We start from the raw sequence: 22,375 nt of genomic DNA on the forward strand, positions 1-22,375 counted from the left end.
AAGTCAGGAGGGAGCGGCGAGTTTACCGGCCGGTCGTGACGCCGGCCGGGCGCTTGCCGGTTTCTATAATCGGACGATGACAAAGCCGTCTTCCGAAGCCCTGTTTGCCGCCGGCACGCCGGCGCCCGCGTCGCCCGTGACCGCCGCCTCGACCGCGCCGGCCGATGCCTTGAGCGCTGGCGAGGCGGTGGCCGCCGCGCCCGATGCAAGCGTCGGCCAGCCCGCCCCGCGCCGCATCCTCGCCCTGCCCGACACCCTCATCTCGCAGATCGCCGCCGGCGAGGTGGTCGAGCGGCCGGCGTCGGTGGTGAAGGAGCTGGTCGAGAATGCGCTCGACGCCGGCGCGACCCGCGTCGCGATCCGGCTGGAGGAAGGCGGCGTGCGCCGCGTGCGCGTGAGCGACGACGGCCGCGGCATCACGCCCGACGATCTCGCGCTCGCGCTCACGCGCCATGCCACGTCCAAGATCGCGAGCCTCGCCGAGCTGGAATCGGTCGCGTCGCTCGGCTTTCGCGGCGAGGCGCTGGCCTCGATCGCCTCGGTCGCCAATCTGGCGCTGACCACGCGCTGCGCGAGCGCGCCGCATGCGATGCAGGTGCACAACCATCACGGCCCGCTCGAGATCGGCCCGGCCGCGAGCGCCGGCCTCGGCGCCACCGGCACGACGGTGGACGTGACCGACCTGTATTTCTCGACGCCGGCGCGGCGCAAGTTCCTCAAGAGCGAGCAGACCGAGTACGGCCATTGCGCCGAGGTGATCCGGCGCATCGCGCTGGCCCGGCCGGATGTGGAATTCACGGTCACGCACGGCGCGCGCGCGACGCTCAACTTCGCGGGCGCGAGCCGGCAGTCGCGGCTGGTGGCGGTGCTGGGCGAGGAGTTCGCGCGCAGCGTGGTCGATCTGGAAGAGGCGGCCGGCGACATCACGCTCGCGGGCGCGATCGGCCTGCCGGTCGCGGCGCGCGCGCGGGCCGACACCCAGTACTTCTACGTGAACGGGCGCTTCGTGCGCGACAAGCTGCTGTCGCACGCGGTGCGCGCCGCCTATGCCGACGTGCTGCACGGCGACCGCCAGCCGGCCTATGTGCTGGCGCTGGCGCTCGATCCGCGCCTCGTGGATGTGAACGTGCATCCGGCCAAGACCGAGGTGCGCTTCCGCGACGGGCGGGCGGTGCATCAGTTCGTGTTCCACGCCGTGCAGCGGGCACTGGCGCGGCCGGCGGGGGCGCTGGCCTCGGGCGGGCTGCTCGGCAGCGCGGTCGCGCGCGCAACAGGTGCGACGGGGATGGGCGCGGAGACGGCGACCGGCGCTCCCGGCTTGGCCGACAGGGCAAGCCCGCATGACGCCCACGCCGCGCGCGGCAATCCGCCAAGCCTCGCGCCCGCGTCACGACCGGGCGATGCCGCGCGCGACGCCGACGCACCGCGTCCGGTTCCGACCGCCGCCCAGGCGCCACTCGACCTGCAATCCCTCGCGGCGCGTCTGCCGCAGCGCTCCGGCGTGGCCGAGCGCGCCGCCTTCGCCAACCCGCCGATGCCGTGGCGCGCCGCGCCGTCCGGCTCGCCCGACCCGATGGGCCTCGGCCGCGCGCCGGCCCGAACCGGCTTGGCCGCCGAACCGCCCGCGCGCTATCTGGCGCGCGCCGACGGCGAGGACCGGGACCGCGCCGCACTCCCGCTCTCGGCGGCGAACTCGCAGCCGCCGGCAAGCCCCGCCGATACCGACCTCGCCGCGCCGGCATCGCCACGTCCGGCCGCCGCTCAGACCCAGCCGCTCGGCCACGCCCTCGCCCAGCTGCACGGCGTGTACGTGCTGGCCCAGAACGCCGACGGTCTCGTGCTGGTGGACATGCACGCCGCCCACGAACGCGCCGTGTACGAGCGGCTCAAGGCCTCGCTCGCGCAGTCGGCGCTACCGGTGCAGCGGCTGCTGATTCCGGCCACCTTCTTCGCGTCGGAAGTCGAGATCGGCACCGCGCACGAATCGCGCGCGACGCTCGAACAGCTCGGCTTCGAGCTCGATCAGGTCTCGCCCACCACGCTCGCGGTGCGCACCGTGCCCGCCCTGCTGCGCGATGCCGACGCCACCGCCCTCGCCCGCGCCGTGCTGCGCGACCTGGCCGAGACCGGCGGCTCGCGCCTGCTGGCCGAACGCCAGAACGAACTGCTCGCCACGATGGCCTGCCACGGCGCGGTGCGCGCCAACCGCCGCCTGAGCCTGGAGGAAATGAACGCCCTGCTGCGCGAGATGGAAGCCACCGAGCGCGCCGACGAATGCAACCACGGCCGCCCGACCTGGGTGCAGCTCGGCATGGGCGACCTCGACCGGCTGTTCCTGCGCGGGCGCTGAGCCCGCGCACCGGCATCGCGCTCAGGCCGGAAAGGCCTGGGCGATGCGCACGCCCACCTTGTGATGCACGTTCGGCTGGGCCGTGAAGCTCACGTTCGAGCGCGCCTCGAACAGCACGACGATGTCGGAGCCGCCGAACTGGAAGTACGAGATCTCCTCGCCCTTGCGCAGCGTCGCGCCCACCTCGGCCGTCAGCACGACCGACGACACCTGCGCCATCCCGATCGGCAGCACCGCGACCAGCCCGATCGGCGAGTCGATCACGACCAGGCCGCGCGCCTGGGCGAACTGATAGCCCGTGCCGTCCTCGGCATCGAAGCTGCGCACCGGACGCAGACGGCGCGCCCCCTCCGCATCCCCCGCGATCGGCTCCGACACCACGTCCAGATAGACCTGGCCCGGAATCACCCGCGCCTCGACCACGGTGCCGCCCACGGGCGCGTGCTGACGGTGGTAGTCGGTCGTGTTCAGGAAGGCGTGCATGAACATGCCGTTCGTGAAACGGTCCCGGTAGGGGCTGCCCGCGAGCAGTTCGCTCACCTGCCAATGCAGGTTCTTCACGGTCACGCCGGAATCGGGCCGGATTTCCCACTGGCCGGCGAAAGTGGAATCGGCCGGCGAAACGATGACCGAATCATCGGCAATCGCCGCGATCGGACGACGACCCGGTTTGAAATTGCGGGCAAAAAACTGATTGAAAGTCTTCCAGCCACCGTGCGGGACGATGTAATCGTCCATGTTGTAATTTGGCGAAGCGCGGAAACTGGCCAGGGATTCGGGCGTGAGCGATTCCGGCGTATCGAGAAACTTCCCGAGCGCCCGGGCGTATTGCACCATCCAGGCTGACAGCGGCGTGAGCGGCGCGGCGGTTTCGTGCGGCACGACACGGTTCTGCAATTCGCGCACCGAAGGCTGGTCGAGCACGAAATAGAACTTGCAGATGTGGTTGTAGACCTTGCGTCCCGGCTCGTCCTCCGACGGCACCCAGTGGAGCAGATCGTCGATCCAGAAGTAGTAGTCGGCCAGGGCGCGGATGTCGGCCATCTCGGGGATGTTGGCCCGCTGCGCGCTTTCGATCGCGATGGCGAAGCGGTTATGCCAGCCGTACTTTTCGACCAGACCGATGAGTTCCCGAACCACTTCGCTGCGGATTTGACGCTGCTGTCTGTCCATTGCCATTTTCTCCTCCGGTCGATGCCGGACCGTTGCCTTTCATGAATGGAAGCGACGATTCCATTTCCAGCGCGGGAAAGACCGGGCATTGATTGGCAATCACGCCATGTCCGGCGACGCACCGGAGTCGCAATCCGGGCTGGCATTTATGCATGCAATCGCGGCAGGCGGGTTCGCCATACGGTTACCGCAGCCGCCCCGCCGATCTTGTTACCGGCGAGCATTCCGGAGGGCAATTCGGCGAGGTAAAGCCCCGACCGGATGGCAGGCAGGCCCAATTGCCGGGTGATGAATTCACCCGAATCGACGACAATCATCTCGGCAATTGAAAGCCGAATGGAATTTCGCCTTCGGGATGCCCTGCCGGCCCGGCATTGCGCCCCGAGGCTGACCGGCAGCGACGCGGCCGGCGCAGAATCTCCCGCCCGACGACCGACGCTCCCGCCCATGCCTCCAGGCTTCGCCCCGCGCCTCGCGCACGCCCTGACCGCCCTGCTCCTGCTCGTCTGGCTGACCTGCGCCACCGTGCCGCTCCACGCGGTCGAACGTGCCGCCGGGCATGAAGCGGCCACCAGCCCCCAGGCCGCGCACATCGACGCGGTGCTCGACGCCTCGCGCGAACAGCTCGACGCGATCCAGAAGCGCCTCGCCGACAGCGAACTCGACGACAACGACCTCGCCCGCCTGCGCGATGACGCGCTCGCCCTCCAGCAACGCGCCGATCAGACCGCCAGCACGCTCGCGCCCCAGCTCGACGGCGTGAAGGCCCGCCTCGCCGAACTCGGCCCCGCGCCCGACGGCAAGGCGGTGACGCCCGAGGCCGCCGACATCGCGGCCCAGCGCAAGGCGCTCAACCGCGACAGCGGCACGCTCGACGCCCAGCTCAAGCTCGCGCGCCTGCTCGGCGTCGAAGCGGAGCAGGCGGCCAACCGCATCTCCGACCTGCGCCGCGTGCGCTTCCAGGCCGCGCTCGGCGCGCGCACCGCGTCCATCGTCGCGCCCGCGTTCTGGATCGAGCTGGCCGGCAACCTGCCGCGCGACCTCGGGCGGCTCTGGCCGCTGCGCACCGAGCTGGAGGACGCCGTCGCGCTGGCGCCGGGCTGGGTCTGGCCGGCGGTGCTGACGCTGCTGGTCGCGCTCGGCGCGGCGCGCTGGTGGCTCGGGCGCTGGCTCATGCGGCTGACGGCGGCGCGCGTGCCGGCCGGCCGTCTGCGGCGCTCGGCGCTGGCGGCGGCGCTGGCGCTGCTGGGCACGCTCGCGCCGGGGCTGATGGGGCTGGTCGTCCACGTCGGCTTCGACGCGACCGGCCGGCTCTCCGACGCCACCGAGGCGCTGCTCGGCGGCCTCGTTGGCGTGGTGTTCTTCGGCGGCTACGTGGCCGGGCTCGGCCATGCGCTGCTGTCGCCGGACCGGCCGTCCTGGCGCCTGCCGCCGCTGGCCGACTCGACCGCGCTGCGCATGCGCGTCTATCCGCGCCTGCTCGGTACCGTGGTGGTGGTCGGCTGGCTCGGCGAAAAGCTCGCCACCACGGTGAGCGCGACCCTCAGCACCTCGGTCGCGTGGAACTGCATCTACGGCCTCGTGCTCGCGCTGATGATGGGCAGCGCCCTCGTGCGGCTCGAACGCCTGCGGCGCGAGGCGCTGGCCGATCCCGAGCAGCCCGATCCGGTGCCGCGTCCGACCTGGCTCGTGCTGCTCGTGGGCGCGGCCTGGGTGGCGCTGATCGCGAGCATCGCCAGCTTCCTGGTCGGCTACGTGGCGCTCGGCGCCTTCATCACGCGCCAGGTGGCGTGGGTGGCGATCGTCGGCACCACCACCTATCTGCTGCTCGCGCTCGTGGACGACGCCTGCATGGGCCTCGTCGCCGACCGCGCCCGGCGTCTTGCCGAGGCGCGCGCCGAGGCCGACGCCCCCGCGCCCGCCCACGCCGGCCATCCGCCGGGCAACGCTCCGACCGGCGATCCGCCGGGCGACTCGCCCACCGCCGCGCGCCAGATCGCGGTGCTCGCCTCGGGCCTGATCCGGCTCACGCTGCTGCTGTTCGCCATCGTGAGCGTGCTCGCGCCCTTCGGCGCCGGCCCCGACGAGCTGATGCAGCGCGGCGCCCAGCTGCGCGAAGGGCTGTCGGTGGGCGAGATCAATCTCAGCCCCTTCGCCGTGCTGCGCGCGCTGCTGGTGTTCGCGGCCGGCATGTTCGCGGTGCGCATCGCGCGCCAGTGGCTGGCCGAGCGCTTCCTGCCGACCACGCAGGTGGACGCGGGCATGCGCGCCTCGATGGTGTCGCTGCTCGGCTATGCGGGCGGCGTGTTCGCCTTCGCGCTCGGCCTGTCCGCCGTGGGCCTGAGCCTCGACCGCATCGCCTGGGTGGCGAGCGCGCTGTCGGTCGGCATCGGCTTCGGCCTGCAGGCGGTGGTGCAGAACTTCGTCTCGGGCCTGATCCTGCTGGCCGAGCGGCCGGTGAAGGTGGGCGACTGGGTCGCGCTCGGCGCGGTCGAGGGCGACATCCGGCGCATCAACGTGCGCGCCACCGAAATCCAGATGGGCGACCGCTCGACGGTCATCGTCCCGAACTCCGAGTTCATCACCAAGACGGTCCGCAACATCACGCACGCCAACCCGCTCGGCCTCGTGCAGATCAAGCTGCCGATGCCGCTCGACAGCGACACCGCGCGCGTGCGCCAGCTCATGCTCGACGCCTTCGGCGCGCATGAATCGGTGCTCGACGCGCCGGCGCCCAACGTGTTTCTCGACGGCATCGAGGCCGGGATGCTGATGTTCAACGCGACCGGCTTCGTCGCCTCGCCGCGCGACAGCTATGGCGTGCGCAGCGCGCTGCTGTTCGACATCCTCGGCCGGCTGCGCGCTGCCGGCATCACGGTGAGCAAGGCGCCGACGATGGTGCTGCGCGAGCCGTCGCAGGCCATGCCGCCCCAGGTCGTCCAACCCCTTCCGCCCGCGCCTGCCGCCTGACCCGCCATGGAAACCCGCTGGCTCGAAGACTTCGTGAGCCTCGCCGAGACGCGCTCGTTCTCGCGCTCGGCCGAGCTGCGCCATGTCACGCAACCCGCCTTCTCGCGCCGCATCCAGGCGCTTGAAGCCTGGGCCGGCGCCGATCTGGTGGACCGCTCGCAATACCCCACGCGCCTGACGCCCGCCGGCGAAACCTTCCTCGCCCAGGCGATGGAAATCCTCGGCACGGTGCAGACCACGCGCAACCTCATGCGCGCGCATCACGAGGCGGCGCGCGACATGGTCGAGTTCGCGGTGCCGCACACGCTGGCCTTCGCCTTCTTTCCCAACTGGCTGTCGGGCTTGCGCCGTGACTTCGGCGCGCTGCGCAGCCGGCTCATCGCGCTCAACGTGCATGACGCGGTGATGCGGCTGGTGGAAGGTGGCTGCGACCTGCTCATCGCCTACCACCATCCGTCGCAGCCGATCGAGCTGCGCGCCGACGAGTACGAGATGCTCACGCTCGGCCGCGAGACGGTCGCGCCCTATGCCCGACCCGACCGCGACGGCCGGCCGCTGTTCACGCTGCCGCATGAAGGCGCATCGCCGCTGCCGCTTCTGGCCTATGCCTCGGGCGCCTATCTGGCGCGCATCGTGGGCCAGATCCTCGCCGCCGCGCCGCCGCAGCAGCTCGACCCGATCTACGAGACCGACATGGCCGAGGGCCTGAAGGCGATGGCGCTCGAAGGTCACGGCCTCGCCTTCCTGCCCGCGAGCGCGGTGCGGCGCGAGCTGCGGTCGCGCCGGCTGGTGCGCGCCGCGCCCGAGGGGCAGTTCGAGCTGACGATGGACATCCGCATCTATCGCGCGCGGCCGGGCAACGGGCGCGGGGCGGCGAAGCCGGTGGCGGAGGCGCTGTGGCAGCAGCTCGCGACGGGTACGCGGCCAACAGGCGCCAAGGCGGGCCGGCCGGGCTGACGGCTTGCGGCTTGCGGCAACGCCGCCTGCCTCCACAGCCTTCAGCCAAGGTTATGCATTTGCCGCATGACCTCCGGCCAAAACGGAATTGGCCGGCGCGCGGGGTCGCCACCTACAGTGGCCTCACCCCAACCAACGCGCAGCAGCCATGAAAGCCAACGCCACCCGTCGCGAGCACGACTTCCTCGGCGAGAAGGACATTCCCGTCACCGCCTACTGGGGCGTGCACAGCGCCCGCGCCGTCGAGAACTTCCCGATCTCGGGCCAGACTCTCGCCGACTGGCCCGATCTCGTGAAAGCGCTTGCAATGGTCAAGAAGGCCGCCGCCCGCGCCAACCTCGCCTTCGGCGTCATCGACGCGACGCGGGCCGGCGCGATCGGCCTGGCCTGCGACGACATCATCGGCGGCGAGCTGCTCGACCAGTTCGTCGTGGACGTGATCCAGGGTGGCGCCGGCACCTCGTCGAACATGAACGCGAACGAGGTCATCGCCAACCGCGCGCTCGAACGTCTCGGTCACGACTTCGGCCGCTACGACGTGCTGCATCCCAACGACCACGTCAACGCCTCGCAGAGCACCAACGACGTGTACCCGACCGCGCTGCGCCTCGCCGCCTGGTTCGGCATCGAGAAGCTGCTGGCCGCGATGGCGCCGCTGCGCGAAAGCTTCGAGCGCAAGGCGGCGGAATTCGCCGACGTGCTCAAGATCGGCCGCACGCAGTTGCAGGACGCGGTGCCGATGACGCTGGGCCAGGAGTTCTCGGCCTTCGCGGTCATGCTCAAGGAGGACGAGCAGCGGCTGCGCGAGGCGCGCGCGCTGATCGTCGAGGTGAACCTCGGCGCGACCGCGATCGGCACCGGCCTCAACGCGCCGGCCGGCTATGCCGAGGCGGTGATTCCGCTGCTGGCCGGGATCAGCGGCGTGCCGGTGGTGAAGGCCGAAAACCTCGTCGAGGCGACGCAGGACACGGGCGCCTTCGTGCAGCTGTCGGGCGTACTCAAGCGCATCGCGGTCAAGCTGTCCAAGACCTGCAACGATCTGCGCCTGCTGTCGTCCGGCCCGCAGGCGGGCTTCGGCGACATCCGCCTGCCGCCGCGCCAGGCCGGCTCGTCGATCATGCCGGGCAAGGTGAATCCGGTGATCCCGGAAGTGGTGAACCAGGTTGCCTTTGAAGTCGTGGGCAACGACATGACGATCACGATGGCGTCGGAGGCGGGCCAGCTCCAGCTCAACGCCTTCGAGCCGATCATGGGCTGGTCGCTCAACAAGAGCCTGCGCCATCTTGCAAACGCTTGCGACACGCTTCGCGAGCATTGCGTCGAGGGCATCGAGCCGAACCGCGAACTGCTGGCGAAGCGCGTGGCCGAGTCGGTCACGCTGGTGACGGCGCTCAATCCGATCATCGGCTACGAAAGCTCGGCGGCGATCGCCAAGGCTGCGCTCAAGGGCGGCGAGCCGATCGCCGACGTGGCCGAGCGTCTGGGCGTGATGAGCCGCGTCGAGATGCAGGCGCTGCTGGTGCCGGCGCGGCTCACCCAGCCGACGCGGCTCGCTCACCTCGCCTGACGGCGGCCGGCGCCGCGCGGCGCGGCGCTGGTGCCCGACCACCGCCGCCGGCATGCCGCCGCCTCAGCCCAGCACCGCCTCCACCTCGGCGATCAGCTCGTGCGAGTCGATCGGCCGCAGCAGGTAGCGCACGGCGCCGAGCTGCAGCGCGCGCAGCCGGGCGCTCTGCTCCCAGCGCGTGCTGGTGATGAGCACGAAGGGCACGTCGCGCAGATCGTCGTCGTCCTTGGCGCGGCGCAGGAAGTCGAAGCCGCTGCCGCTGCCCATGCCGACGTCGGAAATGATCAGCTCGGGCCGCTCGGCGCGCGCGAGCCGCAGGCCGTCTTCCATCGTCGCGGCGGTGCGCACGCGGTAGCCGAGCGGCGCGAGGCAGCCGACGATGATCGCGAGGTTGTCCGGCACGTCGTCCACCACGAGCACGCGCTCGCGCACGGTGGCGCAGGCGGACGTCCCGGCGGCATCCGCGCCAGCGGCGGGGCCCTCGCCCGAGGCGCGCGCGCCCGACGACCGGAGGCTGCCGCCCCGGACGTCGGGCCGACCCCAGGCCGGCGCGGGCGCGGTGCCGTGATGCGGCTGGCCGAGCCGCGCGGTGACCTTCTCGACGAAGCTGGCCGGCTCGATCGGCTTGGCGACGTAGTCGTCGAAGCCGTCGGCCATCAGGCGCTCGCGGTCGCCGAGCATGGCGAGCGCGGTCAGCGCGATGACCGGCAGGCTCGCGAGCGCCGGGTCGGCGCGCAGCTTGCGCACGAAGTCGGCGCCGCTCATGCCGGGCAGCTGGATGTCGCACAGCACGAGGTCGGGCGCGCGGGCGGCCAGCTCGGCCAGGCCGCGCTCGGCATCGGGCGCGACGCGGGTCGCGTGGCCCCAGGCGCCGAGCAGGTAGGTGAACAGCTCGGCATTGGCCGGGTTGTCCTCGATGATCAGGATGTCCGCCATGACACCGGCTCCAGGACGAGGGTGAATCGGCTGCCGCCGCCGGGCCGGCTCTCGACCTCGATGCGCCCGCCGAGCAGCTCGGCCAGCCGCGCGCTCAGATGCAGGCCGAGGCCGGTGCCGCCCGTCTTGCGACGCGGATCGCCCACCTGCGCGAAGGCACCGAACAGCCGCGCGAGATCGTCGGGCTCGATGCCGACGCCGGTGTCGCTCACGACGAAGTCGAGCCGGCCGGCGGGCGGCGGCATGTCGGCCTCCCGCGTCACCTCCTCGGGCCGACCGCTGCGCCTCAGTTCCAGCGTCACGCCGCCCTCGTCGGTGAACTTGATCGCGTTGGCCACCAGGTTGAGCAGGATCTGGTGCAGCGCGCGCCGGTCGGTGTCGAGCACGGTGGGCGTGCTCGGCAGCCTGAGCGTGAAGTCGATGCCCCGTGCCTGGGCCTGGGCGCGCAGCGAGGCGTCCACCGCCTCCAGCACTTCGTCGCAGGCAACCGGATCGCGCCGCAGCTCGACCTTGCCGGACTGGATCTTGGCCAGATCGAGCAGGTCGTTGATGAGCGACAGCAGATGCTGGGCGCTCGACTTGATGGTGCCGAGCTGGCGCTCCTGCTCGGCCGTGAGCGGCCCCGGCAGCTTCATGAGAAGGATGCCGGTGAAGCCGATGATGGGGTTGAGCGGCGTGCGCAGCTCATGGCTCATCGTCGCCAGGAAGCGGTCCTTGGCCTGGCTCGCGAGCAGCAGCTCGGCGTTCTTTTCCTGCAGGGCGCGCTCGGTGCTGCGGCGCTCGGTGGTGTCACGGATGGCGCTCATCACGAACAGGCCGCTCGGCGTCTGGAGCGGACCGAGGCTGATCTCGACCGGGAACTCGCTGCCGTCGGCGCGAAGGCCGTACAGCTCCAGTCCGGCGCCCATGTTGCGCGTGCGCGGCTGGCCGAAGTAGCCGGTGCGGTGGCCCGCATGAGCGCGCCGGTAGCGCTCGGGCAGCAGGGTCTCGATGGTGGCGCCGATCATCGCGCGCCGGTCGTGGCCGAACATGCGCTCGGCATGGCCGTTGAACAGCACGATGCGGCCGAACTCGTTGACGATGACCGTCGGGTCGGGCACCGACTCCAGCAGGTCGCGGTAGCGCGCGTCGATGAACTCGGCGTCACGGCGCACGCGGGCCTCGGTGTTGTCGCGCAGCGTGCCGATGTAGTGGGTAATGCGCCCGCGCTCGTCGGCCACCGTGCTGAAGCTGGCCTCGACCGCGAGCAGCATGCCGTCGCGGTGGCGACGCACGAGGCTGGTGGCGAACTGGCCCCGCACCGCGATCTCGGTGAACAGCGCCGCATGCTCGTCGCGCCGGTCGGGCGGCACGATCAGCTCGGCGAGGGGGCGACCGAGCGCCTCCTCCTCGTCGTAGCCGAAGGTGCGCACCGCGCCCGGACTCCACAGCTGGACACGCCCTCCGGAGTCGAGCGCGATATGCGCATCGACCGAGGCATCGACGAACAGGCCCGCCAACGCGGTGGCAGGCAATCCGGTGCGGGCAACGGGCATGACGCGACTCCGTGCGGATAACGGCGGCTGGTAAATGACGCGCAATTTGCGGCCCGACCGCAGCGACAGTTGGTAACAACCCCGGCCCGACCCGGGGCTTGGCCGGCCGGCTGCGCGCCGGCCGGGCCGCGGCAGCCGCCCGGCGCCCATCGCCACACCGGACCCGCTTCGTAGAATGGCCCGACCTCCTCCCCGCAAAGAGCACGCATGCAACGTCGCCGATTTCTCCAGAGCCTCGCCGCCGGCCTCGCGCTGCCGCTGCCGGCCGCCCGCGCCGCCGATGCCGACGAGCGCCTGCGCATCGGCATCGCCGCCGACATCACCACCTTCGATCCGCACTGGCTCAACACCGCGCCCAACCTGTCGGCGCATGGCCATGTGTTCGAGGCGCTCACGCGCAACGACAACGACGCGCGCGTCGTGCCTGCGCTGGCCCAGTCGTGGAAGACGCTCGACGCCCACACCTGGGAGTTCAGGCTCAAGCCCGGCGTGCGCTTCCACGACGGCAGCGAACTCACGGCCGACGACGTGGTGTTCAGCCTGGAGCGGCCCAACACCCTCACCGGCTCGCCCGGCCCGTTCACGAGCGCGACGCGGCAGATCGCCGAGAAGACGGCGGTCGACAAGCTGACGGTACGCATCCGCACCCGCGAGCCCAACTACGCGCCGCTCACCATCGACCTCAACAGCATCTACATCGTCAGCAGGCGCGCCGCCGCCAAGGCCGACGAGGCGGCGTTCTCGCACGGCGGCGCGGCCATCGGCACCGGGCCGTACAAGCTCGCGCGCTTCACGCCCGGCGAGGGCGCCGAGCTGGAAGCCTTCGCCGGCTACCACGGCGCGAAGCCGGCCTTCGGCAAGGTGACGATGCGCCCGCTCACCAATGACGCCGCGCGCGTCGCCGCGCTCATGGCCGGCGACGTCGGCGCGATCGAAAGCCCGCCCACCGCCGACCTCGCGCGGCTGGGCAAGGACGCGCGCTTTCGCGTCGAGCAGAAGGTGTCGTGGCGCACCCTCTTCCTGCATCTCGACCAGGGCCGCGAGCAGACACCCTTCATCACGGCCAAGGACGGCAAGCCGCTTCCGACCAATCCACTGCGCGACGTGCGCGTGCGGCGCGCGATCTCGATGGCGATCAACCGCGCGGCGATCGTGTCGCGGGTGATGGAAGGCAATGCGGTGGCGGCCGGCAATCTGGTGTCGCCGCCGATCTTCGGCCACGACCCGGCGCTCAAGCCCGAGGCCTTCGACGCCGAGGGCGCGAAGAAGCTGCTTTCCGAATCCGGGTTTGCCGACGGGTTCGCGCTCACGCTGCATGGCCCGGCCGACCGCTACATCAACGACGACCAGATCCTCCAAGCCGTCGCCCAGATGCTGGCCCGCATCGGCATCGCGACCAGGGTGCAGACCTACCCCGCATCGGCCTACTTCCAGCGCATGCGCAACGGCGAGTTCTCGGTCGCGCTGCTCGGCTGGGGCTCGCAGTCGGGCGACCTCGCGCTGCGCTCGCTGCTCATGACGCCCGACGCCAACGCCGGCTGGGGCGCCTGGAACTGGGGCAGGTACAGCAGCGCCGAACTCGACGCCGCCGTGAAGAAGGCGCTCACCACGCTCGACCCGGCCGCGCGCGAAGCCGCGTCGCGCGCCGCGATGGGCATCGCGATGAAGGACGTCGCCGCCGTGCCGCTGCATCACCAGCTCGCGAGCTGGGGCACGCGGCGCGAGCTGCGCTATGCCGCGCGTACCGACGAATTCACCTTCGCCTTCGACTTCGTGCGGGGCTGAGATGCGTCCGCCGCTTCCCTTCATGCCGCGCGCGGGCCGACGCGCGCCTCAAGGTTCATCGTCCGCGCTCGCCGGGCCCTCGGTACCCCTCGCGGCCTCCGCGCCGCCGGCCCGAGGCCTGCGCGCCACGCTGGTGGCCGGACTGATCGTCGGGCTGCTCGCCGCCTGCGCACCGGCCCCGGCACCCGTGGCCGACCACGGCGCCACCGGCCCGCACCACGCCCCCGCCGACGACGCCCATCCGCCCGCCGACATCGCCGCCCTGCCCGAGCTGCGCTTCCTCGGCGAGTTCGACCTGCCCTCGGGCCTGGTGGACGGCATGCCGGTCGGCGGCCTGTCGGGCATCGACTACGACGCCGCGCGCGACCGCTGGGTACTCGTCAGCGACGACCGGAGCAAGCGCGCGCCGGCCCGCTTCCTCACCGCGCGCATCGGCTGGACCGAAGCCCTCGGCCTCGACGTGAAGATCGAGCACGCGACCGTGCTGCTGCGGCCCGACGGCCAGCCCTACACACCCAACGCGATAGATCCCGAATCGATCCGCATGCTGCCCGACGGCGACGGCGTGCTGGTCGCAAGCGAAGGCCTGAGGCTGCGCACGCCGCGCCGCAGCTTCATCGATCCGTCCCTCGTCATCCATGAACTCGACGGCCGGCATCGAGCCGCCTTCGAACTGCCCGCCAACTTCACCTGCGCGCCGTTGGCCGGGCCACGTTCCAACGCGGTGTTCGAGGGCACGGCCGTCACGCCGGACGGCCGTTCGCTCTGGGCCTCGCTCGAAGCGCCGCTGCTGGAGGACGACGACAACGCCACCCCCGAGCGCGGCAGCTGGCTGCGCTTCACGCGCTTCGACCTGGTCACGCGCAAGCCGGTCGGCCAGGTGGTCTATCCGCTGTCGCCGCTGCCCGCGAGCCCGTGGTTCGGACTCGACGGCGGCGACTTGTTCCCGTCCATCGGCGTGAGCGAGATCGCCGCGCTCGATGCCGATCGGCTGATCGTGCTGGAGCGCAGCTTCGTGCTCGGCCACGGCTTCATGAACCGGCTGTTCCTGGCCGACACCCGCCGTGCCAGCGACACCCTCGCCCTGCCCTCGCTCATGGGCGCTCAGTTCGAACCGACGCCCAAGCAACTGCTGCTCGACCTCGATCGCCTGCCCGTCTCGCACGAGAACCTCGAAGGCATCGCCATCGGCCCGCGCGTGAAGCGGACCGATGGCAGCCTCGGCGGGCGACTGGTCGTGCTGGTGGCCGACGACAACTTCGTCGGCATGCTGCGCAACCAGTTCCTCGCCTTCGAACTGGTCGAACACGCAGCGGAGCGCTGACCCCGCCCGGGCCGGCGTCAGATCAACGGCGTGACGGGCTTGCCGCTCGTCACCGACGGCGTCTCGTCGCCGAGCGACGAGGTCGAACCGCCGATCACGGCCGAGGCATCGCTCGACGGCGACGTGGCGCGGCCGATGCCGGTCGTGCCGCCGGTCGGGCCGATGCCGGTCGCGCCGCTGCTGGTGGAGCCGCCGAGAGTGTTGCCGGCGATGCTGGCCGGATCCGTCGCGGCGCGCGTGCCGTAGCTCGAGTCACCGCTGCGGCCGTCCGGATAGCCCGTCGGCACGCCGCCGACCGCGCCGCCGGCGGTCATGCCGGTCGTGTTGACGCCGCCCACGCTGTAGAAGCTGTCGATGTCCTTCGACCAGGTCGGATCGGCCATCGACGGCCAGTGGTCCTTGTCGAAGCCGGGCGCGTCCTTCAGGCGGTCCTTGCTCGCATCGAGACGGAAGCACTTCGCGGTCGTGTCGAGCACCAGCGCCGACCAGGGCACGGCAAACAGCTTTTCGCCCAGCGTCAGGAAACCGCCGAACGACAGCACCGCATAGGCAATACGCCCGCCCGGCACGTCCAGCATGATTTCCTTGATGTCGCCGAGCTTCTCGTCCTGATGGTTGTACACGTCATTGCCGAGCAGGGTGTCGGCGCCCATCAGACGCGGCCCGGGGCCTTGCGACAGCTCGCCGGCGTACATCCCGTAGCGGTCGCGCGTCAGATAGTTGTTCGCGGTGATGGTGTCCATCTCGTCTCCCTTTCGCGTCGATGAATGAAGCGCGCCGGCACACGGCGCGTGAAGGCACTGTGCGCGGCGCGCGGGCGGCGGTCGGTCAGGCGCGGGCGGGGCTGCATGACGGTGCGCGGGAAGGCTCGGGTAGGCGCGAGCCGACAGCAAACTGCCCGATTGCGGTGCATCGAGCCGCATTCCCTTGCCGATCAAGCACTTGGCTCGCTTCTCAAGCTGTTATCCACATGCTTGGGCACATTTTCTGTGGGTAAACCCGAAGCATCGGACACGGCCCGGAACCGCCCAGACGTCTGCCTCGAAGCCGATCACTGGGCACAAAAGGCTTGTGGATCAATGGCTTGGCTTGCTTGTCACGCGCTTGTCAACAGGCCTGCCAACATTTCCTGTGGACATTCGGGCCGATCCGCCCTGTGGATAACAGTGGACAACCCGGCCCCGACCGCGCTCGCCGAGCGTGCTGCGCGTTTTCGCGCCGGAAAGTCGGTTTCCGTTTTGCGTCAATGGTTTGGCGAAGCTGTGCGCCCGCTTCCCACGGCTTGCCCACAGGCCTCTTCACAATTTCTGTGGATAGCTTCGATGCACCGCGACGGCGCGACGGCTTGGGCTTGCTTATTGCACTCAAGCTTGCATACAAGTTTTTCCGGAGCCGCCGATGCCGTTCATCGAAGTCCCCGCCCTGCCCGAGCCGATGCGGCTCGATCCCGCGCGCAGCGCCGTCGTCATCATCGACATGCAGCGCGACTTCCTGGAACCGGGCGGCTTCGGCGAGACGCTCGGCAATGACGTGTCGCTGCTGCGCCGCGCGGTGGAACCCTGCCGCGCCCTGCTGGCGGCGGCGCGCGCGGCCGGCATGCTCGTCATCCACACCCGCGAGGGCCACCGGCCCGACCTGAGCGACGCGCCGCCGGCCAAGGTGATGCGCGGCAATCCGGTGCTGCGCATCGGCGACATGGGGCCGATGGGCCGCATCCTCGTGCGCGGCGAGATGGGCCACGACCTCATCGACGAGCTCTATCCCGAGGGCGACGAGCCGGTCATCGACAAGCCGGGCAAGGGCGCGTTCTGGGCCACCGACCTGCATTCGCTGCTCATCAACCGGGGCATCGAGTCGCTGATCGTGTGCGGCGTGACGACCGAGGTCTGTGTGCACACGACGGTGCGCGAGGCCAACGACCGCGGCTACCGCTGCCTCGTGCCCGGCGATTGCTGCGCCAGCTACATCCCCGAGTTCCATGAAGTGGGGCTGCGCATGATCGCGGCCCAGGGCGGCATCTTCGGCTGGGTGTGCGAGAGCGCCGACCTCGTCGCCGCGCTCGACGCCGCGCCGCTGCGCGCGGCGGCCTGACGCCTTCACTGCTTTCCCGGGCGGCGCGACGCAACGCCGCCTTCTCCGTCGCAGCACCGGCCCGACCGCAGGCCGCTCCTCAACAACAGCAGGAGGGAAGCATGTCCGCATCCACTACCCCCACCGCCGCGCCGCCCGGCTTCACGCCGAAGCTCTGGGTGCCCGGCGACTGGAACGCCTTCTTCGGCTTCGGCACCAACATCCTCGTGAACATGCTGGTGCTCACGGGCCTGCTGCGCTTCGTGCTGAAGATGCCCGACGAACTCGTGTTCGGCCGCATCCTGCCCGCCGTCGGCCTGATGATGGCCCTGAGCACCGGCTACTACGCCTGGCTCGCGTACCGGCTCGCCAGGCGCACCGGCCGCAGCGACGTCTGCGCCCTGCCCTCGGGTATCAGCGTGCCGCACATGTTCGTGGTGGTGTTCGTGATCATGCTGCCGATCGCGCTCAAGACCGGCGACCCGGTGCGCGGCTGGGAGGCGGGCCTGACCTGGGTGTTCGTGCAGAGCTTCGTGCTGATGGCGGGCGGCTTCGTCGCCCCGGTCATCCGGCGCATCACGCCGCGCGCGGCGCTGCTCGGCACGCTCGCGGGCGTGTCGGTGGCCTTCATTTCGGTGCGGCCGGCGCTGGAGATGTTCATGACGCCGGTGATCGGCGTGGTGTGCTTCGCGATCATCGTGGCGAGCTGGTTCGGCGGCGTGCGCTGGTTCAAGGGCGTGCCGGCGGGGCTGGTGGCCATCGTCGTGGGCAGCGCGATCGCCTGGGGCAGCACGTTCACGGGCCACGCGGTCGGCGGCATGAGCCTCGCCAAGCTGGGCGACGCGGTGGCGAACTTCGGCTTCGCGGTGCCGTTGCCGGCCTTCAACCATGTGTTCTCGGGCTTCGAGTTCCTCGGCGTCATCCTGGTCACCGCGATCCCGTTCGGCATCTACGACCTCGTCGAGGCGATGGACAACGTCGAGAGCGCGGCCGTCGGCGGCGACAGCTATCCGACCACGCGCGTGCTGACGGCCGACGGTGTCATCAGCCTCGTCGGCTGCCTGATGGGCAACCCGTTCATCAACGCGGTGTACATCGGCCATCCGGGCTGGAAGGCGATGGGCGGGCGCATCGGCTATTCGGCGGCGGTGGGCGCGATGGTGATCGTGCTGAGCTGGTTCGGCGTGATCGCGCTGCTGATGGCGCTGGTGCCGGTGGTGGCGATCTCGCCGATCCTGCTCTACATCGGCATGCTCATCGGCGCCCAGGCCTTCCAGGAGACGCCCAAGGTGCATGCGCCGGCGATCGTGCTGGCGCTGGTGCCCCACCTCGCGGCCTGGGGCAAGCTCCAGATCGACAACGCGCTCGGCGCGGCGGGCACGAGCGCGGCGGCCGTCGGGCTCGACAAGCTCGGGCAGGTCGGCGTGCTGTACGAGGGGCTGGCGGTGCTCGGCGGCGGCGCCATCCTCGGCGGGCTGGTGCTGGGCGCGATCGCCACCTTCATCATCGACCGCAAGTGGACCCGGGCCGCCGCGTTCGCGGGCGCGGGAGCGCTGCTCACGTTCTTCGGCTTCATGCACGGCGAGGCGATCGGCATCGGCCAGTCGCCGGGCGTGGCGCTGGCCTATCTGGGCGTGGGCGCGGTGCTGCTCGCGGCCGGCCGCATGGCGGCGCCCGCGCCGGCCGCCGGCTCGGCGGTGGGTGGCGACATCACGCCGCTGCACGAAGCCGCCTGAGCGGCGCCTCCCGCTACCTGGCCGGGAGCGGCCGCGCCGGCCGTGGCACCGGGCCTCGCGTGCGCCGGCCATGCAAAAAGAAAAGGCCGCGCCGGAATCGCTCTGGCGCGGCCAAGTCGGCTGGGCTTGCAACCGTCCGACAGGAGAAAACCACGCAGGGCGTGGTCAAGGCAGAAGGGTGGGCGCGGATCTCAATCGAAGGCGAGTTCGGCCCGCTGGCGGTGCCAGCGGGCAAGGCCGCGCTGCTCGCCGGTGAGCGCCATCTCGTCCAGCAATTCGAGCTGGCTGCCGACGTGCGACAGGCAGCGCTCGCGCCAGGGCGGCGGCAGGGCGGCGTCGGTGGCGCTGTCGAGCAGGACACGCACGGTGTGCTCGGCGGCTTCCCAATCCCCCACATGGCCACGCTGGGCGAGGAAGGCTCCCATGCGCACGAACTGCTCGATCATGTCCGGGTACTCCGGATGCAGGGCGCAGCGCACGCGCATCGCCGTGTAGCTCCATTTGCCGCGCGGGCTGAGCTTGCAGAAGTAGTGCATCCGACACCTCGTCCAGATCGCTTCAAGATGAGAACGATTATCAATACATAGCCAACACACCGCAAGTGGGTTTAGAGTTTTATTTGAGATTAATTCTCATTTAACCAACTCATGCCGTCCGGCGCGACGGCATTCCCACCTGCGGAGAACTGCAATGAGCGTGACCATCGTGTACGGCTCGGACGGCGGCAACACGACCAAGCTGGCCAAGAAGATCGCCAGCAAGACCAGCGGCAAGGCCATCGACATCAAGAAGGCGACCGCCGCCGATTTCGAGAACTGCTCGCTGCTCATCCTCGGCTGCCCGACCTATGGCGACGGCGATCTGCAGACCGACTGGCAGGACCACCTCGGCACGCTCGAGGAGGCCGACCTCGACGGCAAGCGGGTCGCGATCTTCGGCGCGGGCGACCAGATGAACTACCCGGAGTCCTTCGTCGATGCGATCGGCATCCTCTACGACGTGGTGGCGGACAAGGGCGCGAACGTGGTCGGTTTCACCGACACGGCGGGCTATGACTTCACGGGCTCGGCGGCGCTGCGCGACGGGAAGTTCGTCGGCCTCGCGCTCGACGAGGACAACCAGGCCGGCAAGTCGGAGAAGCGCATCACGGAATGGCTGGCGCAGATCCGCTGAGGCCGGCGCCTGCCGGCGCGGCATGCGGCACCGGGCGGGCACGGCCGGCGCGTCGGTCTCAGGCCTCGTCGGCCAGCGCCAGCGCCGCTGCATGGCCGGCGCCCGCCTCCAGCCGCCAGGCCCGGAAGCGCCGCGGCGCGCCCGGCCAGCGCAGGTCATAGCCGCCATCGGCGCGCGGCAGCGCGCAATGCGCGGTCAGCCCGGCCGACAGCCCCCGGCCGTCGGCCTTGACCACCGCCTCCTTGCCGGCCCAGATCGCGAAGAAGGCCGCGACGTCGGCGCCCTCGCCGCAGGCCGCGCGCTCGTCGGGATGGAAGGCATGGGCGGCGAGCCGGCCGAGCGAAGCGCGCGGCGCGATGCGTTCCACGTCCACGCCCACCTCGCCCGCCGTCGAGAGCGCGACCAGCGCGCGCGCGCCCGAATGCGAGACGTTGAAATGCAGGCCGCCGCTGGCCCCGGACGGCGGCAGCGCCACGGCGCCAGCGCCGGACAGCGTCGCCGGATGGAGCGCCGGCTTGCCGTGCGCGCCGGTCACGAAGCCGATCGCGCGCGGATCACAGCCGAGCCGCTCGCCGAGCAGCCGCCGCAATGCCGCGCGCGCGACGAGAAAGCGCAGGCGGTCCGCCGGCTGGCGCAGCCGCAGCAGCCGCGCATGCTCGGCCTCGTTCAGCAGCGCCCAGTCGGGCGAGGCAAGGAGGCGGGGATCGGCCGGCGCGGCGGCGGGCAGCAGCCCGGCGGCGGCGGCGGAAAGGTCGATGTCGAGGCAATGCACCTCGACGCCGGCGGGGACGCCGGCCGGCAGCGCGAGCGGCCGGCCGTGCGAGAGCGGGAAATCAGGCACGCGCCTTGAGCAGGGGCTTGCCGAACAGGATCTTGGAGATCTTGCTGCGCTTGTCCATGAGGTCGGCCAGCGTGTACTTGTCGAGCACCGCGTAGAAGGCCTCGACCGCCTCGCCGAACACGTCGCGCATGCCGCAGGCCTTGATGATCGGGCAGGTATTGCTGGCCTTGTCGAAGCACTCGGCGGGCAGCGGCGCGCCTTCGGTGCTGCGGATGAGTTCGCCGACGACGATGCTCGACGGCTCCCAGGTGAGTTCCAGGCCACCGCCCTTGCCGCGCACGCTCGTGATCCAGCCGTGGCGCGCCAGGTGGTGCACGACCTTCATCAGATGGTTTTCCGACACGCCGAAGGCGGTTGCGATCTCGGCGATGGTGGCGCGGCGAAGCGGGTCCGTGGCCAGATAGATGAGGACGCGGATGCTGTAATCGGTGAAGTTCGTAAGTTTCATGGGCCGCGAAGATACACGTCCGGTGCATCTTCACGGTCCCTCGGGCGGTATCTGCCGCTTGACATGACGCAAGCAGCCAACGCGTCCGTATGGAATGGGCGGCTCCGGCGCGCCGGAGCGAGGCGGCTTCGCCGCCCCTTTCGCCGGTCGCGCCGCCCTTAAGCGGCAGGCTCAGTGCAGCTTCAGCCGCCCCGACACCCGCTTGTGCAGCAGCCGTGCAAGCGCGAGCACTGCCGTGTGCGTGTAGCCCAGCACCGCGACGTGATGCGCGATGTGCAGCGACATGTACATCCACTTGGCCACCAGCCCTTCCACGAAGAAGTTGGTGCCCGAGAGGTTGCCCATGAGGTTGCCCACGCCCTTGTGCTCGCCCAGCGACACCAGCGAGCCGAAGTCGCGATAGACGAAATCCTCGTCCGTCACCTGCTCCTTCAGCCGCGCGAGCAGCACCTTGGCCAGATAGCTCGCCTGCTGGTGCGCCGCCTGGGCGCGCGCCGGCACGAAGCTCGGATGGCCGCTTTCGCCGGGCGGCAGCGGGCAGGCCGCGCAATCGCCCATCGCGTACACGCCGGGCGCCGAGGTTTCGAGCTTGCGGTTCACGACGAACTGGTGGATTCGGTTGGTATCGAGACCGAAGGCGACATTGCCCTCCGACGCCTTGATGCCCGCCGCCCACACGATCAGCTCGGCCTCGATGTCGCCGGCCGAGGTCTTGAGCCGGTCATGCTCGATCGCCTCGACCTTCGTGCCGGTGAGCACGCGGATGTTCTTTTGCTGGAGCGCGACGGTAGCCTGGCGCGAGATCTTCTCAGGCAGGCCGGCGAGGATGCGCGGCCCGGCCTCGACGATGGCGATGTCGAGCCGGAAGCGGTGCTGCGGCCCCACGCCGGCCAGAAACACCTGATGCGATTCCAGCAGCTCGGCCGACAGCTCCACGCCCGTCGCGCCGCCACCGACGATGGCGACCGACAGCTGCTTGCGCTCGGCGAAGGCCGCCCGCGTGAACGCGGTGAGCAGCTTCTTGCGGAAGGCTTCGGCATCGGCCTCGCGCTCCAGCACGTTGGCGTGCTCGGTCGCGCCCGGCGTGCCGAAGAAATTGGAGCCGCTGCCGATCGCCAGCACGCCCCAGGTAAAGCTCACCTCGCGCGCCGGCACGACCAGCTCGCCGCGCTCGTCGATGATGGGCTTGAGCTTGAGCGTGCGCGCCGGCGCATCCAGCCCCTCCACCTCGCCCAGGGCGAAGCTGAAGTGGTTGCGCTGCGCGAGCGTCGAGTAGTTGAGCCCTTCCTGGTGGATGTCGAGCGTGCCGGCCGCGACTTCATGCAGCGTCGGCTTCCAGATGTGAAACAGCGAGCGATCGACGAGGAGGACTTTTTCGGGGCCCAGGCGGCGGCCGAGCTTGCGCCCGAGTGCCGCTGCCAGTTCCAGTCCCCCCGCGCCACCGCCCGCGATCACGATGTCGTAATGCATGCGGGTTCCGTGTGGTTGATTTCTTGTCGGAGGAAAGGTC

17 protein-coding genes are annotated in these 22,375 nt (G+C 70.6%); 9 read left to right on the forward strand and 8 right to left on the reverse strand.

Translation table 11 applies throughout. The annotated features are described in order from the left end of the window. Window positions 1-76: 76 nt before the first annotated feature. Entirely contained in the window at window positions 77-2,350 is a 2,274-nt protein-coding gene (gene mutL / locus H566_RS0103110; protein WP_084544702.1) for a DNA mismatch repair endonuclease MutL, read from the forward strand. Window positions 2,351-2,371: 21 nt separating this feature from the next. Here mutL and H566_RS0103115 read toward each other — a convergent pair whose 3' ends face one another. Beyond that, the gene (locus H566_RS0103115) at window positions 2,372-3,523 is read right to left on the reverse strand and encodes a phosphatidylserine decarboxylase (protein WP_028310285.1); all 1,152 of its coding nucleotides are present in this window, start codon (window positions 3,521-3,523) and stop codon (window positions 2,372-2,374) included. Between the two features lie 447 nt (window positions 3,524-3,970). On the opposite strand from H566_RS0103115, the gene H566_RS0103120 reads away from it, so the two are divergent. The 3 genes from H566_RS0103120 (at window position 3,971) to H566_RS0103130 (ending at window position 9,017) form a co-directional block, all read left to right on the forward strand. Beyond that, window positions 3,971-6,493: a DUF3772 domain-containing protein gene (locus H566_RS0103120; RefSeq protein WP_051377934.1), complete on the forward strand. Its 2,523-nt coding sequence runs from the start codon at window positions 3,971-3,973 to the stop codon at window positions 6,491-6,493. A 6-nt stretch (window positions 6,494-6,499) separates the two neighbouring features. After that, window positions 6,500-7,450 carry a LysR substrate-binding domain-containing protein gene (locus tag H566_RS0103125; RefSeq protein ID WP_028310287.1) on the forward strand — a complete coding sequence of 317 codons (951 nt, stop codon included), beginning with the start codon at window positions 6,500-6,502 and terminating at the stop codon, window positions 7,448-7,450. 148 nt (window positions 7,451-7,598) lie between these two features. Further along, a complete protein-coding gene (locus H566_RS0103130; protein ID WP_028310288.1) occupies window positions 7,599-9,017 on the forward strand; it encodes an aspartate ammonia-lyase in 1,419 nt (472 codons plus the stop codon). A 63-nt stretch (window positions 9,018-9,080) separates the two neighbouring features. Here the strand turns inward: H566_RS0103130 and H566_RS27965 are convergent, their stop codons facing one another. Together H566_RS27965 and H566_RS22600 are read right to left on the reverse strand one after the other, a co-directional pair. Further along, window positions 9,081-9,953, reverse strand: a complete 873-nt coding sequence (locus H566_RS27965) for a response regulator (protein WP_084544703.1) — start codon at window positions 9,951-9,953, stop codon at window positions 9,081-9,083. Beyond that, window positions 9,938-11,488 carry a sensor histidine kinase gene (locus tag H566_RS22600; protein WP_051377936.1) on the reverse strand — a complete coding sequence of 517 codons (1,551 nt, stop codon included), beginning with the start codon at window positions 11,486-11,488 and terminating at the stop codon, window positions 9,938-9,940. Before H566_RS22600 ends, H566_RS27965 begins: the two co-directional genes overlap by 16 nt. Window positions 11,489-11,695: 207 nt before the next feature. On the opposite strand from H566_RS22600, the gene H566_RS0103145 reads away from it, so the two are divergent. Together H566_RS0103145 and H566_RS22605 are read left to right on the forward strand one after the other, a co-directional pair. Next, window positions 11,696-13,273, forward strand: a complete 1,578-nt coding sequence (locus H566_RS0103145) for an ABC transporter substrate-binding protein (RefSeq protein WP_028310289.1) — start codon at window positions 11,696-11,698, stop codon at window positions 13,271-13,273. A gap of 133 nt (window positions 13,274-13,406) precedes the next feature. After that, a complete protein-coding gene (locus H566_RS22605; protein WP_156924278.1) occupies window positions 13,407-14,597 on the forward strand; it encodes an esterase-like activity of phytase family protein in 1,191 nt (396 codons plus the stop codon). Between the two features lie 17 nt (window positions 14,598-14,614). Here the strand turns inward: H566_RS22605 and H566_RS30535 are convergent, their stop codons facing one another. Next, window positions 14,615-15,340 (reverse strand): PRC-barrel domain-containing protein, encoded by a 726-nt coding sequence (locus H566_RS30535; RefSeq protein WP_084544707.1) that lies wholly within the window; start codon window positions 15,338-15,340, stop codon window positions 14,615-14,617. Window positions 15,341-15,995: 655 nt separating this feature from the next. Here H566_RS30535 and H566_RS0103160 point away from each other — a divergent pair. Both H566_RS0103160 and H566_RS0103165 read left to right on the forward strand, forming a co-directional pair. Next, window positions 15,996-16,688, forward strand: a complete 693-nt coding sequence (locus tag H566_RS0103160; RefSeq protein WP_028310290.1) for a cysteine hydrolase family protein — start codon at window positions 15,996-15,998, stop codon at window positions 16,686-16,688. A 101-nt stretch (window positions 16,689-16,789) separates the two neighbouring features. Continuing rightward, on the forward strand, window positions 16,790-18,403 hold the full coding sequence (locus H566_RS0103165) for a hypothetical protein (protein ID WP_028310291.1): 1,614 nt from the start codon (window positions 16,790-16,792) through the stop codon (window positions 18,401-18,403). A gap of 191 nt (window positions 18,404-18,594) precedes the next feature. Here the strand turns inward: H566_RS0103165 and H566_RS27145 are convergent, their stop codons facing one another. After that, complete coding sequence (locus H566_RS27145; protein WP_051377942.1) at window positions 18,595-18,939, reverse strand: hypothetical protein; 345 nt, start codon at window positions 18,937-18,939, stop codon at window positions 18,595-18,597. A 154-nt stretch (window positions 18,940-19,093) separates the two neighbouring features. Here H566_RS27145 and fldA point away from each other — a divergent pair, with 154 nt between their 5' ends. Beyond that, complete coding sequence (gene fldA, locus H566_RS0103175; RefSeq protein ID WP_028310292.1) at window positions 19,094-19,576, forward strand: flavodoxin FldA; 483 nt, start codon at window positions 19,094-19,096, stop codon at window positions 19,574-19,576. A gap of 58 nt (window positions 19,577-19,634) precedes the next feature. Here fldA and H566_RS22620 read toward each other — a convergent pair whose 3' ends face one another. The 3 genes from H566_RS22620 to H566_RS0103190 form a co-directional block, all read right to left on the reverse strand. Next, window positions 19,635-20,417, reverse strand: a complete 783-nt coding sequence (locus H566_RS22620; protein WP_051377943.1) for a 4'-phosphopantetheinyl transferase family protein — start codon at window positions 20,415-20,417, stop codon at window positions 19,635-19,637. Next, window positions 20,410-20,865 carry an RrF2 family transcriptional regulator gene (locus H566_RS0103185; protein WP_028310293.1) on the reverse strand — a complete coding sequence of 152 codons (456 nt, stop codon included), beginning with the start codon at window positions 20,863-20,865 and terminating at the stop codon, window positions 20,410-20,412. Before H566_RS0103185 ends, H566_RS22620 begins: the two co-directional genes overlap by 8 nt. 171 nt (window positions 20,866-21,036) lie before the next feature. After that, window positions 21,037-22,335 (reverse strand): NAD(P)/FAD-dependent oxidoreductase, encoded by a 1,299-nt coding sequence (locus H566_RS0103190; protein ID WP_028310294.1) that lies wholly within the window; start codon window positions 22,333-22,335, stop codon window positions 21,037-21,039. Window positions 22,336-22,375: the final 40 nt, after the last annotated feature.

Origin of the sequence: Derxia gummosa DSM 723, assembly GCF_000482785.1 — a bacterium.
Taxonomy (GTDB): domain Bacteria; phylum Pseudomonadota; class Gammaproteobacteria; order Burkholderiales; family Burkholderiaceae_E; genus Derxia; species Derxia gummosa.

Bases quoted from the DNA above. Each gene is read 5' to 3' on its own strand.
- H566_RS0103145 (WP_028310289.1), top strand. From the start codon at position 11,696: ATGCAACGTCGCCGATTTCTCCAGAGCCTCGCCGCCGGCCTCGCGCTG.
- H566_RS0103190 (WP_028310294.1), bottom strand. From the start codon at position 22,335: ATGCATTACGACATCGTGATCGCGGGCGGTGGCGCGGGGGGACTGGAA.
- H566_RS0103165 (WP_028310291.1), top strand. From the start codon at position 16,790: ATGTCCGCATCCACTACCCCCACCGCCGCGCCGCCCGGCTTCACGCCG.
- fldA (WP_028310292.1), top strand. From the start codon at position 19,094: ATGAGCGTGACCATCGTGTACGGCTCGGACGGCGGCAACACGACCAAG.
- H566_RS22600 (WP_051377936.1), bottom strand. From the start codon at position 11,488: ATGCCCGTTGCCCGCACCGGATTGCCTGCCACCGCGTTGGCGGGCCTG.
- mutL (WP_084544702.1), top strand. From the start codon at position 77: ATGACAAAGCCGTCTTCCGAAGCCCTGTTTGCCGCCGGCACGCCGGCG.
- H566_RS0103130 (WP_028310288.1), top strand. From the start codon at position 7,599: ATGAAAGCCAACGCCACCCGTCGCGAGCACGACTTCCTCGGCGAGAAG.
- H566_RS0103185 (WP_028310293.1), bottom strand. From the start codon at position 20,865: ATGAAACTTACGAACTTCACCGATTACAGCATCCGCGTCCTCATCTAT.
- H566_RS27965 (WP_084544703.1), bottom strand. From the start codon at position 9,953: ATGGCGGACATCCTGATCATCGAGGACAACCCGGCCAATGCCGAGCTG.
- H566_RS30535 (WP_084544707.1), bottom strand. From the start codon at position 15,340: ATGGACACCATCACCGCGAACAACTATCTGACGCGCGACCGCTACGGG.
- H566_RS0103125 (WP_028310287.1), top strand. From the start codon at position 6,500: ATGGAAACCCGCTGGCTCGAAGACTTCGTGAGCCTCGCCGAGACGCGC.
- H566_RS0103160 (WP_028310290.1), top strand. From the start codon at position 15,996: ATGCCGTTCATCGAAGTCCCCGCCCTGCCCGAGCCGATGCGGCTCGAT.
- H566_RS0103120 (WP_051377934.1), top strand. From the start codon at position 3,971: ATGCCTCCAGGCTTCGCCCCGCGCCTCGCGCACGCCCTGACCGCCCTG.
- H566_RS0103115 (WP_028310285.1), bottom strand. From the start codon at position 3,523: ATGGACAGACAGCAGCGTCAAATCCGCAGCGAAGTGGTTCGGGAACTC.
- H566_RS27145 (WP_051377942.1), bottom strand. From the start codon at position 18,939: ATGCACTACTTCTGCAAGCTCAGCCCGCGCGGCAAATGGAGCTACACG.